The sequence below is a fragment of the Polynucleobacter sp. IMCC 30228 genome, assembly GCF_021395205.1.
Classification (GTDB): Bacteria; Pseudomonadota; Gammaproteobacteria; order Burkholderiales; family Burkholderiaceae; genus Polynucleobacter.
The window spans coordinates 416,266-431,646 of sequence record NZ_JAJVCS010000001.1 but is presented as its reverse complement, the minus strand read 5'-3'; the positions used below and the strand labels follow the sequence as shown (position 1 = coordinate 431,646).

Below are 15,381 nucleotides of genomic sequence, written 5' to 3'. Positions count from 1 at the left end.
AATGTGCATTTTCCCCTGATTCTTAAAGGGATTAAATGAACTACTCCACCGTCACGCTTTTAGCTAAATTACGGGGTTTATCGACGTCGGTACCCCGCGCACAAGCAGTATGGTAAGCCAATAATTGCAGGGGGACCACCTGCAAGATGGGCGAGAGATCGCCATAGTACTCGGGCAGGCCGATGACATGAATACCGTCACTACTTTTCATTTGTGTATCGCGGTCGGTAAACACATACAACACCCCGCCCCGGGCTTTGACTTCCTGCATATTCGATTTTAATTTTTCCAATAAAGCATCATTGGGCGCAACCGTAACAACCGGCATTTTTTCGGTTACTAGCGCCAACGGCCCATGCTTTAACTCACCAGCAGGATAAGCCTCGGCATGAATATAAGAAATTTCTTTTAACTTAAGAGCACCTTCGAGGGCAATGGGATAGTACAAACCACGTCCTAAAAAAAGCACGTTTTCACATTTCGCAAATGCTTCGCTCCAAGCAATGATTTGTGGCTCGAGAGCCAAAACCGCATATAAGGCTTTAGGCAATCGGCGCAAGCGACGTAGTAAGTCTTTTTCTGCCTCGGGATTTAAGGCCCCAGCACGCTTGGCAATAGAGGCAGCTAATATATACAGCGCCACTAACTGCGTGGTAAAGGCCTTGGTTGAGGCTACGCCAATTTCAGTACCCGCTTTAGTAATAAAATGCCATGGTGTTTCACGCACCATTGCACTACTAGCCACATTACAAATTGCCAACGTAAAACGCTGTCCCAAACTTTTAGCGTGACGTAAAGCAGCGAGCGTATCGGCAGTTTCCCCCGATTGAGATATCACGATTACCAAGGTATTTGGCTTGGAAACCGTTTTTCGATAACGATACTCACTAGCAATTTCAACTTGCGTTGAAATACCACCTAAGTCTTCAAGCCAATACTTACCAACACAGGCGGCATAATAACTCGTGCCACAAGCCAAAATTAAAATTTGCTCAAACTCTAACCACTGCTGCGGGTTAGCGCCAAATAATTCTGGACCAAAGCTGCTCACATTCGCCAAGGTATCTGCAATAGCGCGGGGTTGTTCAAAAATTTCTTTCTGCATGAAATGGCGATAAGGGCCTAAATCAACGGCCTCAGCCTGTGCTGGCATGGGCTTACTTTCACGCGTTAAAATTACCCCGTCATGATCTATTATTTGAATGGTGCTGCTTGTGACGATAGCAATATCGCCCTCCTCTAAATAAAGCATCGATTCAGCTTTACCCGCTAGTGCTAGCGCATCTGATGCTAAGAAATTTTCTTGCCGGCCAAATGCTGCAACCAAGGGCGATCCCGCTCTGGCGCCAATCAGGGTTTGCGGATTGTCTTGCGCTATTACCGCTATCGCATAAGCGCCATACAAACGGGGCAACACCAACCGTACTGCCAAAGCTAAATTTCGTTCGACTTGTGCGGCATAAACTTGGTGAATTAAATGGGCAATGACCTCGGTATCAGTTTCTGAAGTAAAAATGTAGCCTGCTTGCATTAATTCAGCGCGTAAGCTTTCATAATTTTCAATAATGCCGTTATGCACTACCGCAATCAAATTTTGTGAAATGTGGGGATGCGCGTTTTCCGTATCTGGCTTACCATGAGTGGCCCAGCGGGTGTGTGCAATACCTAGCGTGCCTGAAAATTGATTGGCTTGCGCAGCTAAATCGGCAACGCGCGCAGTAGTGCGGGCCCGCTCAATTGGATGCAGGGGGTTTGCTGCATTAATCAGGGCAAACCCACAAGAGTCGTAGCCGCGATACTCTAAGCGGCGTAAACCCTCAATGAGAATTTCAACGACATTATGTGCTGACACTGCACCAACTATGCCGCACATTTATTTTTTTCCCTTGCTTGATAATTTTTTCTTTGCAAGTACTTTTTTTTCTGGACGTTGCCATGGCACTGAAACTTGTTTAGTGCGTGATACGGTCAGTTGATTTGCAGGAGCATCTTTAGTTAAGGTGGTGCCCGCACCTAATGTAGCTCCGCGCCCTACTTTAACTGGAGCAACCAGTTGCGTATCTGAGCCGATAAAGACATCATCTTCAATAATGGTTTGATGCTTGCTAACCCCATCATAATTACAAGTAATTGTGCCCGCCCCAATGTTCACGCGCTTACCCACGGTGGCGTCACCCACATACGCTAAATGATTAGCTTTACTGTGCGCACCCAATTGACTATTTTTTACTTCGACAAAATTACCAATATGAACATCGTTAGCTAAATTAGCGCCAGGCCGTAAACGTGCGTAGGGGCCAATGCTGCAATCATCACTAATTATTGCCCCATCTAGATGGCTAAAGGCTTGAATTACTACGCGCTTGCCAACTTGGGTATTTCTTAAAACACAGTTTGGACCGACCTGAACCCCTGTTGCTAAGGAAACGTCGCCCTCAAACACGCAGCCAATATCAATGAAGACATCTTGACCACATGTTAATTTACCCCGCACATCAAGCCGCGTAGGATCGGCGAGAGAAACGCCATTACTTAATAAATTGCTCGCAATTTCCTGCTGAGCAATCCGCTCTAAGGCGGCTAGTTGAGCGCGATCATTAACGCCAAGCGTTTCCCATACATTCGTGGCCTGGGTAGTGCGAATCGGTACGCCATCTTTAACGGCCATCGCAATTACATCGGTTAAATAATATTCTCCCTGCGCATTACTAGCCTTTAAAGCCTTGAGCCAACGCGTTAGATGCTGGCTTGGCAACACCATCATGCCGGTATTAATTTCTTGAATTGTGCGTTGCTGCCGAGTGGCGTCTTTTTCTTCAACAATAGCCGTTACTTCACCTGCAGAATTGCGCATAATGCGGCCGTACCCCTGAGGATCTACCATGTCTTGCGTCAATAGGGCTAAAGCTGAATCTTGACCCGCGACACCATCGGCCAATTGGATTAAGCACTTTAAGGTCGAGGGGCTAATTAAAGGTACATCACCATATAAAACTAGGGTTGGCACAGCTGGGTTTAATTTGGGCAAGGCTTGCAATAAGGCATGTCCCGTTCCATTTTGCTTGGCCTGTAAAACGGTATCTATTTTGGTGGTGAGTTTTAAGGTGGCTTTATTTTGTTCAGCAAAAGTCATTAAAAATTGGCTTACGAGCGGCGCACCGTGGCCAATGACTACCAGTGGAGCTGTTTTGGGGCTAATACTCAAGGCAGTTTCAAGTACATGCTGCAACATGGGCTTACCAGCCAATCTTTGCATTACTTTAGGCAAGGCAGAGCGCATGCGCTGACCTTGTCCGGCTGCCAGAATAACGATATTCATAAGCTTGCAGTATAAGTGCCTAGGGGGCCGCTTGTATTTGTAGGCAGTGCTGGAGTGCTCTCATCAAACGCTTTATCCCCATCACGTTCGGGCATGAAGCCTGCTAGCGCTTCGGCTAATTCAAGATTTTTAAAGTTAAATGCGGTGCTATCAAGTAAATGCGAAGGCACAATTTGATGCAGTGCGCGAAACACATTTTCGACTCTACCAGGATTTTTTTTCTCCCAATCGCGTAACATTTGCTTCATTGCACCGCGTTGCAAATTGGGTTGGCTGCCACAAAGATCACAGGGAATAATCGGAAACTGCATGACGCCAGCATAACGCTCAAGTAAGCGCTCTGGCACATAGGCCAGTGGACGAATCACAATATGTTTACCGTCATCAGAACGCAATTTAGGCGGCATCGCCTTTAATTTTCCGCCATAGAATATATTCAGCAAGAAGGTTTCTAAAATGTCGTCACGATGATGTCCTAGAGCAATTTTAGTTGCACCTAACTCGCTCGCAACGCGGTATAAGATGCCACGCCGCAAACGCGAACACAAGCCACAGGTTGTTTTCCCTTCGGGAATCACACGCTTCACAATACTATAGGTGTCTTGTGTCTCAATATGAAATGGGACAGGTAGGCTAGCCAAATAATTAGGTAATGTAGCGGTCGGAAAATTAGGTTGCTTCTGATCTAAGTTAACCGCAATGATGTCAAATTGAATTGGTGCTCGCTCTCTGAGCTTCAACAAAATATCAAGTAAGCTGTAACTATCTTTGCCGCCAGAGACGCAGACCATTACCGTGTCGCCAGGGCTGATCATATTAAAGTCACCAATCGCTTGGCCAACCATGCGAGTTAATTTCTTTTCTAGCTTATTCTCCTCAAATTCAACTTTGCGGGCATCCATTTTATTCGGCCTATAACTTATTAAGTTGGCTTGATACGAAAAATTTCAACCCCCACCGAAGCGCAGTCGGGATAAACATCGGGCTTTGCAGTAGAAATGCGCACTGCAACCACCTTCGGGTGCTCCAGCATCGCATCGGCTATCGTGTCACATAAAGTTTCTTGTAAATGAATATGGCCCTTTTGGGTGCGTAAGCGTATGGTTTCCCGCATAAAGTCATAATCAACGACTTCCTCTAAGCGATCTTCTTTAGGCGTATTGATTTGAATTGGAATATACAAATCGACATTGAGAATCACGCGCTGCTCGGCTTTCTTTTCATGATCATGCACGCCAATGTTGATATATACCTCGTAATCTTCTAAAAATAAACGTCGGTACTCCATTAGATTTAGGAGGGGATGAGTGACTTGCATAAATTTGACCTAAGGAGTGGTAAACATAATATCGCGGGTAGAGGGGAATAAATGTTGGCCCCCGTCAACGTAAAGTGTAGTGCCAGTTATCGCTTTAGCGGTGGCTAAAAATACCGCTGCTTTGCCAATATCTTCCGCACTTGATGATCTTCCTAAGGGCGTCATTTGATGTGCCTGAGAAAATCCCAATGGAGTTTGGTCGCCCGAAGGCATCGTAATACCAGGAGCTAGACCGACAACACGCAGTTGCGGAGCAAAATCTAAGGCTAATAATTGGATTGCGCCTTGTAGTGCATATTTTGAAAGCGTATAGGAAAAGTAATCGGGATTGGGATTGATTAATTTTTGATCAAGTAATTGAATAGCGGCCGGTATAAAAGTGCGCTCTGTATTGCTGGTAATGCTAGATTGGGTTTTTTGCTGCAGATACATTAACTGGGTTAATAAAATGGGCGCTGCTAAATTCAACTTCATAGTGTCAAGCAAAAATGGGGTTCGCAAAGGATTTTCAAGCGAACTGGGCCGATCGTATTCAAAGCTAGCGGCGCTGTTAACTAAACACGCTAATGGACCAAAAGCCGTCTCAACGCTCGTAAATAACTGCTGTATGTCGGCTTCCATGGTTAAATCGGCTTGAAAGATTAAGCAACGACGGTTGAGTGACGTAATTTCAGCTTGGGTAGCCTGGGCTTCAGCATGCGAATGGCCGTAATGTAAAGCAATATCCCAGCCCTGCCGAGCAAACTCAAGGGCGATCTCGCGACCCAAGCGTTTAGCGGCACCGGTAATTAATACGGGCCGATTTGGGTGTTGGTTGGAAGGGCTAATGCTCATGCAAACTGAAACTCTCTTAGACTTGTGAGTTATGGATATTACCTTGAGCAGATCAGAAATGGAGCGCACCCAGTTACTCCAGCAAAAAATTAAGGCCAAAATTAGCCAAAATGGGGGGTGGATTCCATTTTCAAATTACATGGAAATGGTGCTATATACCCCGGAATATGGCTATTACAGCGCTGGTTTGCCTAAATTTGGCCCTGCGGGCGATTTCATTACCGCTCCCGAACTAACACCCCTATTTGGCCAAACCATTGCCGCATGTTTAGCTCCCTGCTTGCATGCCCTGCAGCAAGCCGGCTTACCAACCCGTATTTTAGAGTTTGGTGCTGGCAGCGGAAAACTGGCAGAAACCCTTGTGCAGCAGCTCACCCAACTTGGGGCGCCGCTGGCGCACTATGACTTTCTGGAAATTTCGCCTGATCTGGCAAAACGCCAACAAGCGCGCTTAGCAGAAGCCAAAAAGCAGCATGCTTGGCACACTGAACTAGGTTGGTTACAAGCAATGCCCAATGCATTTGTTGGCATCATCTTAGCGAATGAAGTTTTAGATGCTTTATCTTGTGAAGTCATCAAGCTGCAGCAAGGTCGCTGGTTTTTTCAAGGCGTTGGTGTTGTAGCTGAGCAGTTGCAGTGGTCAACTGGTGGAGAGGTGCCGACGGACTGGCTACCCCAAAACTTACAAAATACCGATAACTTTCCTGAAGACTACACCACAGAAATTCATCCCCAAGCAAATGCCTGGATTCACACGCTCGCTAGCAGCTTACAAACCGGCTTATTTTTAAGTTTTGATTATGGCTTTCCGGCTCATGAGTTTTATCACCCGCAGCGTCAAGCGGGGTCGCTTATGGTTCACCATCGCCACCATAGCATTACTGATCCCTTTTATCTGCCAGGTTTATGTGATTTAACTAGCCATGTTGAATGGAGTGGCGTTAGTAACACAGCAATAGATGCTGGCGCAGATGCGCTTTATCTAAATAATCAGGCCAGTTTTCTGCTGGAGGCGGGCATTAGCGATTTAGCTTTACAAGCTGGCAATCCAAATAATCCAAAACAATTTTTACCCATTTCTCAAGCACTCCAAAAATTATTATCGGAAGCAGAAATGGGTGAGCTTTTTAAAGTCTTTGCTTTTACCAAAAACCTGCGCACTTTTTTTCCCTTAGCAGAGGATTTATCGATATTGCCAGGTTTGGGTGGGCGTAATCGCCTCTAGTTAAATGAGTTAAGGCGAGTTAGCAATAAGGCTCAATAGCCTTTAAGCGAGCTGCCTCGATGGCGATTCGAATCGCCTCCCCCGGATTGTTCTGGGCGCCAACTGACTGAGTATTGAGGTCTTGCAGGCGCGTATTCGCCTGCGCAATTTGTGCAGCGTCAACCGCTTGCGCGGCCTCTAATGCTAATCGTAAAGGCTCGGTAAGATAATTCAATTGTTGCAGTAAATGCAAGAGTGCATGGGTACGTTCGGGTTTGCGCCAGACATCAGCCCGATTAAACCAAGTCATTACCCCATGTGCGCTCAGCGGGCCTGCCAATACTAAATTCCGTAAAGCAGAAAAAAGAATGGCATAGTCACGAATTCGATGCGGCATGCGCACGTGTTCGGCCCATTGGGTAATATCGGCAGCAGATAAATTACTTAATACGACTGCACAAACATCGGCGGCTTTATCTTCACTGAGCGAAATTAAATTCAGCGCTATTGCTAAGGCTTTTGCGGCCTGCACATCGGCGAGCTGCTCCTCTGTGCCGTGAGCCAGCAGTATTGCCGCTGCCCCCGTTGCCTGAAACACCTCAAGCATCCGTAAGGGCTGAGTAGACCCAAAACCGCGTGATATTTCTTGCCAAACTCGCTCAGCTGATAAATCTTGTAACTCGCCAGAGCGGACAATGGTTTGCGCTACCTGCATTGTTTCTGGTGCAATTGCAAAGCTAGGCAGCGCTGCTGCAAACCGCGCCAGCCGTAATAAACGTAAAGGATCTTCGGCAAATGCAGGCGAAACATGGCGCAATATGCGGGCTGCTAAATCGGCTTGGCCGCCATATGGATCAATAATCGGCCCACTTAATTGCCCCGCGCTATCCAGCGCTTGTGCCATCGCATTAATTGTTAAGTCACGTCGCCCCAGATCTTCCTCCAAGCTGACATCGGGTTCAGCATGAAATGTAAAGCCCTGATAACCTCGACCTGTTTTACGTTCGGTGCGCGCTAAAGCATATTCTGCTTGCGTAGTCGGATGCAGGAACACGGGAAATTCACTGCCTACTGGTCGATACCCCAAAGCACTCATTTCAGCAGGGCTAGAGCCCACTACAACATAGTCAATATCATGCACTGGCAAGCCTAATAAAGCATCGCGAATGGCGCCGCCGACAGCATATATTTTCACGTCAGCATACTTTCTAGACGCTTACGAGCAAGGCCAAAATCGAGGGTGAGGGCATCGCGCCCATTGCTAGGTAATACATTAGGTAAACGCATTGAGGCAATATTATCGCGCGACATGAGGGTGGGGCCTGGACCATATTCAAAAGCCAAAGCCTGCAAATAGCCGATTGCCGCTGGCAGAGGAATAATCCAGCCTGGGGCATCCGCTTTACGAGCAGCAAATCGAACTAGGTCGGCCATCGAGAAAATTTCTGGGCCGACTAAATCAAAAACCTGATGAATGGTCTGCGGGCGCTGTAACGATTGAATAAAAGCCGTGGCGACATCATCCACACTTACAGGTTGAAATAAAGCCGTCGAATGGGCTAAGGGAATGACCGGAAAAATTTTAGTTAGCTTAACAAAGAGATTAATAAATTGATCCTCTGCCCCAAAAATTACGGAGGGTCGAAAGATAGTCCAATCTAAATGACTTTCTTTCACTAATTTTTCACCATCGCCTTTACTGCGTTGATACATTGAGGGGCCATTAGTATCTGCGCCTAGGGCACTCATGTGTAAATAGCGTTTTAACTTATTTGCCTTCATTGCGGCAATGATGTTGCGGGGTAAATCGACATGCGCCTGCTGAAAAAACTTGCCGTAGGGCTGGGCGGGCCGATCGTGCAACATGCCGATTAAATTAATCACCGCGCCCTGTTCAGTGAGTTGGGAACAAAGCGCCTGAATTACTTGGGCTTGATTGACATCGGCTTCTTGGAGATGAATATTGGGTAACAAGCGCAGATCGCGCGCGGCAGCTAAATGACGGGTTGGCAATAAGACTGAATAGCCTGCCGTTTGCAGTTTACGAGCGAGTACACGCCCCACAAATCCATTACCACCAATTAATAAAATTTGATATTTCATGGTAACTCGCTTTGATTTGCAGTTTTAGGCGCAATCACCCCAAGGCGTTGCTTAAGAGATGGTGTTTGTCCTGAGATCACCGTGGTGTAATAGTTAGCATTGGCTAGGACATTTTTAACATAGGTACGCGTTTCATTAAACGGAATCGTCTCAATAAAAATCGCCCCCTCTACAGGTCGTTCTAATTTTTCACGCCATTGTTTTGGCCTTGATGGGCCCGCGTTATAAGCTGCCGAGGCTAATACCCAAGAACCGTCGAGGTCTAGTAAAACCATATTTAAATAATTGCTTCCCAAGATCATATTGGTATTAGAGTCTTTTAATTGTTCAGTGGTAAATGAATTCATGCCAATTTTTTTTGCCACATACTTGGCCGTAGTTGGCATGACCTGCATTAGTCCAGATGCGCCGACTGAGGAGGCAGCATTAATGATAAAACGGGATTCCTGTCGGATCAGCCCATAAGCCCAAGCTAAATTTAAATTGATTTCACGGGCAATTGGCGTTAGCTCATCACGAAAAGGCATGGGGTAACGTAAACTCAAATCATGGTCGATTTTGGTTCGATCGGCTGAACTAACAACCCGATCAAACAGTTGTACTCGTTTGGCGTATTCAGCAGCAGCGATGAGTTGCTTATCTGTCATGCCCCGCAACTCCCAATTCCACTCGCGATTGCCTTCAAAGCGTAAATTCATGGCATAAAGCTTCGCACCCCTATTAAAACCCCGGCGCTCTGATAATGCCTTGACATCTTGCTCGGCAATCTTGGAGTGCACCGTGGCGCTATGCGCACCTTTGCCTAGCTCTTCACGCGCTAATTGCCCATAGAAATTAAATTGATCTTGAATGGCTTCAAATTGCTCACGCGCCCGCTGCTCAATTTTAGGATCTTGGGCGGCCGTTGCTTTCAGTGCACGCCCATACCAATAGGTCCAAGCTGGGTCTCGCTGGCGCACTGCCGGATTCATCCCCTCAATGGCCTCTTTAACCAAGACCCAGTCTTGGGCGCGCAGTGCCGCGCGTACTTTCCATTCTTGTGATTCGGTTGAAAGTAATTCATTAAAACCTAAATTTTGTTGTTCACGATACGCATCATCTGCTTTGGGGTCTAATTTTTTAGCTAAAAATTGACCAATAACACCCCAGGCAAGGGCTTGATGTTCTTTGTTGAAGCGGCTGCTATTTTGCAAAAAGTCGTTATATGTTTTACGCGGATCTTTGCTCGCACTCTTCACTATCTCGGCAATGGGATCTTCTCCGCCAATACGCCGCGACATCGTGTCATAACCCATTTCTGCAGCCGCCCGCCCAACTGCCTTTGCCTCACTAATACTCAGGCCATTCGCTGCCACTAAGAGCGGTACTAATTCTTGGCAGGCTTGCCCAAAATAACGGGGATCAATCAACACGGCTTTTGCTTCGATGCTGACTTTTTCTGCGCTTTCTCCTTTTGCTAAGCGAGATTGAAGGGCATAGCATTTCACCGCAGTATCGTCATCCAAGACAAACTTGGCATACTCAGCATCAAAATTACTCCAATCTTTTCTACGCCCCAAAACCAATAGCCAGTCATTGCGCATCCGATCGGCTAGCGCAGTTCCCTGATATTGATTTAAAAAGGCCTTAACCTGGTTGTCAGCTGAAGTATCGGCCCGGGCAGCGCCGCCACCATCAAAAAGTTGCGGCTTTATTCTAAAGTAGGTGACATAATCGTCAAACTCGTAATTGACGAGACTACTAGCCAATTGCTGGGCACGAAAAACATCATTACGCTTAGCTGCTTCACGTAAATCAATAAATTCCTTGTCAGCCGGACTTAGCTCATCCGCATTTATTTTGCTGGCATAGGATTGCGGTAACTTAGACTTTTTAGTTGCCGCTTCGACAGCGGTAACGCCTAATAAAGCCATGCATAAAAGCCCTGCTACTAGGTCTGGTAGCCATTTTTTTCTTGAATTCTGCTTTAGTACTAACTCTTGCATTGGCTGGTCGACAAGCCGATTGGATTGCTGCATGTTAAATTGACTTTCTATTCTTTCAACATAATACTGTTTACCATGACAATTGATCCCTTCCAAGAGCTCCGCAAAGATTTGCTTAGGCAGCGTATCGCTTTCACGCGCGCGAATGACTACATTGATTTAAAGGATAGGCTGATTTTGGCGCTAAATCAATTTCTAGCTGGGCCGGGAGCAGGTATTGAATCCATTGCACTATATAGCCCCATCCGCAATGAGGTTGATTTTCGTCCTGCCCTAATACATTGGGCACAACAGGCTAGCTCTCGAAAGTTAGCCCTGCCTTTAGGGCTAGCCAATAAGCAACTTGATTTTTATGAATGGCACAGTGGCGATGCATTGATTAAAAATAATTTTGGCATTCTCGAGCCTAACCCCCACAACCTAGAGCGCCCGAAAATAGATCCCGATTGCATTCTTCTGCCCGTTGTAGGATGGTCGCGATCACAAGAAAATGGTCACTCACGTTATTGGCGTCTTGGCTATGGCGGCGGCTACTTTGATCGCACCCTGCTAGCCCTCAAAACCCGCAAGCCAAGCACGATGAATATTGGGGTTGGCTTCGATTGGCAAGAATTAAGCCCGTCTCAATGGAAGCCTCAAGCCCACGATCAAGCCTTAACTTATTTGCTCACCGAATCGGGACTGCACCAATAAGTACTGGGGCTTACTTGAGTACGTATTATTGTTGGCCGAGACTTAAATTATTGGCAATTGCCAAAATAGCATTTGCCTGGTTTAAAGCATAAAAATGGAAACCGGGCGCTCCCGCGACAAGCAGTTGATCGCAGAGATCGGTAATGACCTCCTCACCAAATGCGCGAATCGATGCAACATCATCGCCGTAAGATAAAAGCCGTAGACGAATCCAGCGCGGTACCTCTGCGCCACAAGAATCAGAGAAACGAATTAACTGACTACTATTGGTAATGGGCATGATGCCCGCAATAATGGGTTGAGTCACACCTAGCGCAAAAGCCTCATCGACAAAACGAAAATAGGCATCGCTATTAAAAAAATACTGGGTTATGGCTGAATTTGCACCCGCCTGCATTTTTTGCGCAAAGAAAGCAACATCGCTGGCTGGTGAGCGCGCTTGCGGATGCATTTCAGGATAGGCGGCGACATCGATATGAAACCAATCACCTGTTTCGGCACGTATAAATTCTACTAACTCATTGGCATGATGAAACTCACCATATTGCCCCATTCCTGAAGGCAGATCGCCACGCAAGGCGACGAGGCGATGAATGCCTAAATCACGATATTGCATCAACATCATTCGAACGTTTTCTTTAGAGCTGCCGACACAAGATAAATGAGGTGCAACCATTTGGCCAGCCGTGTGAATTTCACTGACAACTTTTAAAGTGCCTGCTTGTGTCGAACCGCCAGCGCCAAAAGTTACCGAGTAAAAAGCGGGCTTAAGCTCGGCGGTTAAACGCTCGCGTACGAGCCGTAATTTTTCCTCACCCTCGTTTGTTTTTGGCGGAAAAAATTCGACGCTCAGTTCCATAATCTTGGCCTGTTCTGCAAATTGAGAAGTTTTGCTCGCTTAATAACGATAATTTTCAGGCTTATATGGGCCTTCTTTGCTTACACCAATATACGTTGCCTGCTGAGCAGAAAGTTCAGTTAATTGCGCGTTTAATTTTTTCAGCTGTAAACGGGCGACCTTTTCATCTAGATGCTTAGGCAAGGTATAAACGCCAATCGGATATTTCTTGGTACCGACAGCGCCCCACAATTCAATTTGGGCAATCACTTGGTTTGCAAAAGAAGAACTCATCACATAAGAAGGGTGACCAGTACCACAACCTAAATTAACTAAACGCCCTTTAGCCAAAATAATTAAGCGCTTTTCTGGCTTACCATTCGCAGCTGGGAAAATCACATGATCGACTTGTGGCTTGATTTCTTCCCACTGATATTTTTCAATGCCGGCAATATCGATTTCATTATCAAAGTGGCCAATATTACAAACAATCGCTTGGTCTTTCATGAGCTTCATATGTTCTTCGGTAATGACATGGTAATTACCCGTTGCCGAAACAAAAATATCGGCCTTGTCGGCAGCATAGTCCATCGTCACAACCCGATAACCTTCCATGGCTGCCTGTAAGGCGCAAATAGGATCGACTTCAGTTACCCAAACTTGCGCGGACAATGCTCGTAAGGCTTGGGCAGAACCTTTACCGACATCGCCATAACCGCATACAACTGCCACCTTGCCGGCAATCATCACGTCAGTAGCGCGTTTAATCGCATCAACTAAAGACTCACGGCAACCGTATAAATTATCGAATTTACTTTTCGTGACCGAGTCGTTGACATTAATAGCTGGAAAACGTAAATCACCCTTAGCAAACATTTGATATAAACGGTGTACACCGGTAGTTGTTTCTTCAGTAACGCCCTCAACTTTAGCTAAACGGGTTGAGTACCAAGTTGGGTCACTCGCCAGTTTCTGTTTAATGGCAGCAAATAAAATAGTCTCTTCTTCGCTAGTCGGGTGGTTTAAGACTGCCTGATCTTTTTCGGCTTTTGCGCCTAGGTGTAGCAGCAAGGTGGCATCGCCACCATCATCCAGAATCATATTGGTGAAGCCGCCATCAGCCCACTCAAAAATACGGTGGGTGTAATCCCAATACTGCTCGAGTGATTCGCCCTTAATGGCAAATACAGGAGTGCCATTAGCGGCAATTGCAGCTGCAGCATGGTCTTGGGTGGAAAAAATATTGCATGAGGCCCACTGCACTTCAGCGCCAAGCGCTTCTAGGGTCTCAATGAGCACAGCGGTTTGAATGGTCATATGCAAAGAACCGGTAATGCGAGCTCCGCGCAGTGGTTGACCTGCCGCAAATTCATTACGAATCGCAATTAAGCCGGGCATTTCGGTTTCAGCAATCGCAATTTCTTTACGGCCAAAACTTGCTAAGGAAATATCAGCGATTGCGCAGCGAGTTGCGACAAAATCATTTAAATTGAAATCAGCTACGGTATTCATTCCTGCTCCAGCTAAATAGAGATCAATGCTGGGGCAAGTAAACTCGCCAACCATTGACCACGGGTTAGCGAGCGCAGTTGCAAAAGCAGACTAGGTCTGCCCTCTTCAAGCCTGGGGAGGCAATTCAATTAGCCCCTTGCAACGCTCCTTGAAGATCTGGTTAAATTGTAAACACTTTTTTAGCTTCCTGCATAACTTCAGCTAAGTTCGCTTGAAAGCCTTATCAGAACAGACTTTCAAGCGTACATTAAATTCCTGCTGCGGCTTTCAAAGCGGCAGCTTTATCACGCTGCTCCCACGTAAAGTCGGGCTCTTCGCGCCCAAAATGCCCATAAGCAGCAGTTTTACGATAAATCGGTCGCAATAAATCGAGCATTTTGACAATCCCTTTAGGACGTAAATCAAAGTGCTCAGCTACCAATTGGGCAATTTTTTCATCGGCAATTTTGCCGGTGCCATACGTGCTCACCATCACGGATGTGGGGTGCGCCACTCCAATTGCATACGAAATTTGAATGAGACAACGCGTCGCTAGCCCTGCAGCAACAATATTTTTTGCCACGTAACGCCCTGCATAGGCTGCTGAGCGATCTACCTTAGAAGGGTCCTTGCCCGAAAATGCGCCACCGCCGTGCGGCGCTGAGCCACCGTAGGTATCTACAATAATTTTTCGGCCTGTCAGGCCGCAATCTCCCTGCGGGCCACCAATTACAAAGCGGCCAGTCGGATTGACCAAGTATTTAATCGCGCCTTTAATTAAATGCTTAGGCAGGACAGGCTTAATAATTTCTTCAATCACCCCTTCGCGCAAGCGCTCTAAGGAAATATCCTCAGCATGCTGCGTCGAGAGTACGACCGTGTCGATTGAGTCTGGCTTGCCATCAACGTAACGTAAAGTAACTTGCGATTTGGCGTCGGGGCGTAACCAATTTAAACGGCCGTCTCGGCGTAATTGCGATTGACGCTCGACTAAACGATGGGCCAAGTGTATTGGCATAGGCATTAGCTCAGGGGTTTCATCACAGGCATATCCAAACATTAAGCCTTGATCGCCAGCGCCTTGATCTAAGCCGTCATCGGCCGCATGGTTGACACCCTGAGCAATGTCGGGACTTTGTTTATCGTAGGCGACCAAAACCGCGCAGCCCTTGTAATCAATACCATATTCGGTATTGTCATAGCCAATTTCGCGCAAGGTATTCCGCGCAACTTGAATGTAATCGACATTGGCGTGAGTGGTAATTTCACCCGCAAGCACCACTAAACCCGTGTTGCAAAGTGTTTCTGCAGCGACTCGCGCGGTCGGATCTTGGGTCAAAATGGCATCTAAGATGGCATCAGAAATTTGATCAGAAACTTTATCGGGGTGGCCCTCAGTAACTGACTCTGAGGTAAAGAAATATTCGTTTGCCATTGCATTTTCCTTATTAAAAAATAAACACGACTTAAATGACAACAGACGTGCCGGAAATACAACGGCGACGCTTTAGCAGAATTTTTGAATCGCCCCGCAAGTTGTCTTAACTCGGCGATAGTGCTATTTTAACTGAAAAAATGCCTACTTACTAAAGGGGT

12 protein-coding genes, 1 pseudogene and 1 riboswitch are annotated in these 15,381 nt (G+C 46.5%); of the genes and pseudogenes, 2 read left to right on the top strand and 11 right to left on the bottom strand.

Annotation, left to right across the window (positions count from 1 at the left end):
- Nucleotides 1-40: 40 nt before the first annotated feature.
- From glmS to LZT21_RS02300, 5 genes are read right to left on the bottom strand one after another with little or no spacing between them, the layout of a single operon-like run.
- Nucleotides 41-1,873, bottom strand: a complete 1,833-nt coding sequence (gene glmS, locus LZT21_RS02320) for a glutamine--fructose-6-phosphate transaminase (isomerizing) (protein WP_233924433.1) — start codon at nt 1,871-1,873, stop codon at nt 41-43.
- Nucleotides 1,874-3,319: a bifunctional UDP-N-acetylglucosamine diphosphorylase/glucosamine-1-phosphate N-acetyltransferase GlmU gene (glmU, locus tag LZT21_RS02315; protein ID WP_233989165.1), complete on the bottom strand. Its 1,446-nt coding sequence runs from the start codon at nt 3,317-3,319 to the stop codon at nt 1,874-1,876. It lies immediately after the preceding gene.
- Nucleotides 3,316-4,221: a tRNA 2-thiocytidine(32) synthetase TtcA gene (gene ttcA, locus LZT21_RS02310; RefSeq protein WP_233989164.1), complete on the bottom strand. Its 906-nt coding sequence runs from the start codon at nt 4,219-4,221 to the stop codon at nt 3,316-3,318. The genes glmU and ttcA overlap by 4 nt, the downstream gene beginning before the upstream one ends.
- Nucleotides 4,222-4,241: 20 nt before the next feature.
- Entirely contained in the window at nt 4,242-4,637 is a 396-nt protein-coding gene (locus LZT21_RS02305; RefSeq protein WP_233924430.1) for a dihydroneopterin aldolase, read from the bottom strand.
- Nucleotides 4,638-4,646: 9 nt separating this feature from the next.
- Nucleotides 4,647-5,471 carry an SDR family oxidoreductase gene (locus tag LZT21_RS02300; RefSeq protein ID WP_233924429.1) on the bottom strand — a complete coding sequence of 275 codons (825 nt, stop codon included), beginning with the start codon at nt 5,469-5,471 and terminating at the stop codon, nt 4,647-4,649.
- Between the two features lie 43 nt (nt 5,472-5,514).
- Between LZT21_RS02300 and LZT21_RS02295 the strand changes: the two genes are divergently transcribed.
- A complete protein-coding gene (locus LZT21_RS02295) occupies nt 5,515-6,696 on the top strand; it encodes a class I SAM-dependent methyltransferase (protein WP_233989163.1) in 1,182 nt (393 codons plus the stop codon).
- Between the two features lie 19 nt (nt 6,697-6,715).
- On the opposite strand, the gene LZT21_RS02290 is transcribed toward LZT21_RS02295, so the two are convergent.
- Genes LZT21_RS02290 through LZT21_RS02280 form a run of 3 tightly spaced genes read right to left on the bottom strand, consistent with a single transcriptional unit; the run spans nt 6,716 to nt 10,763 of the window.
- Nucleotides 6,716-7,870, bottom strand: coding sequence for a polynucleotide adenylyltransferase (locus LZT21_RS02290; RefSeq protein ID WP_233989162.1), 1,155 nt, complete (start codon nt 7,868-7,870; stop codon nt 6,716-6,718).
- The gene (locus LZT21_RS02285) at nt 7,867-8,778 is read right to left on the bottom strand and encodes a complex I NDUFA9 subunit family protein (RefSeq protein WP_233934784.1); all 912 of its coding nucleotides are present in this window, start codon (nt 8,776-8,778) and stop codon (nt 7,867-7,869) included. Before LZT21_RS02285 ends, LZT21_RS02290 begins: the two co-directional genes overlap by 4 nt.
- Entirely contained in the window at nt 8,775-10,763 is a 1,989-nt protein-coding gene (locus tag LZT21_RS02280) for a transglycosylase SLT domain-containing protein (protein WP_370634771.1), read from the bottom strand. The genes LZT21_RS02285 and LZT21_RS02280 overlap by 4 nt, the downstream gene beginning before the upstream one ends.
- Before the next feature lie 75 nt (nt 10,764-10,838).
- Between LZT21_RS02280 and LZT21_RS02275 the strand changes: the two genes are divergently transcribed.
- Nucleotides 10,839-11,456, top strand: coding sequence for a 5-formyltetrahydrofolate cyclo-ligase (locus tag LZT21_RS02275; RefSeq protein ID WP_233989160.1), 618 nt, complete (start codon nt 10,839-10,841; stop codon nt 11,454-11,456).
- Nucleotides 11,457-11,481: 25 nt separating this feature from the next.
- On the opposite strand, the pseudogene metF reads toward LZT21_RS02275, so the two are convergent.
- From metF to metK, 3 genes and pseudogenes are all read right to left on the bottom strand, one after another.
- Nucleotides 11,482-12,321 (bottom strand): annotated as a pseudogene (gene metF, locus LZT21_RS02270) (methylenetetrahydrofolate reductase [NAD(P)H]); the annotation flags it as partial.
- Between the two features lie 33 nt (nt 12,322-12,354).
- Nucleotides 12,355-13,806, bottom strand: coding sequence for an adenosylhomocysteinase (gene ahcY / locus LZT21_RS02265; protein ID WP_233924422.1), 1,452 nt, complete (start codon nt 13,804-13,806; stop codon nt 12,355-12,357).
- Nucleotides 13,807-13,868: 62 nt separating this feature from the next.
- Nucleotides 13,869-13,962, bottom strand: a riboswitch (S-adenosyl-L-homocysteine riboswitch).
- Nucleotides 13,963-14,053: 91 nt separating this feature from the next.
- On the bottom strand, nt 14,054-15,220 hold the full coding sequence (gene metK, locus LZT21_RS02260; protein WP_233924421.1) for a methionine adenosyltransferase: 1,167 nt from the start codon (nt 15,218-15,220) through the stop codon (nt 14,054-14,056).
- Between the last annotated feature and the right edge of the window lie 161 nt (nt 15,221-15,381).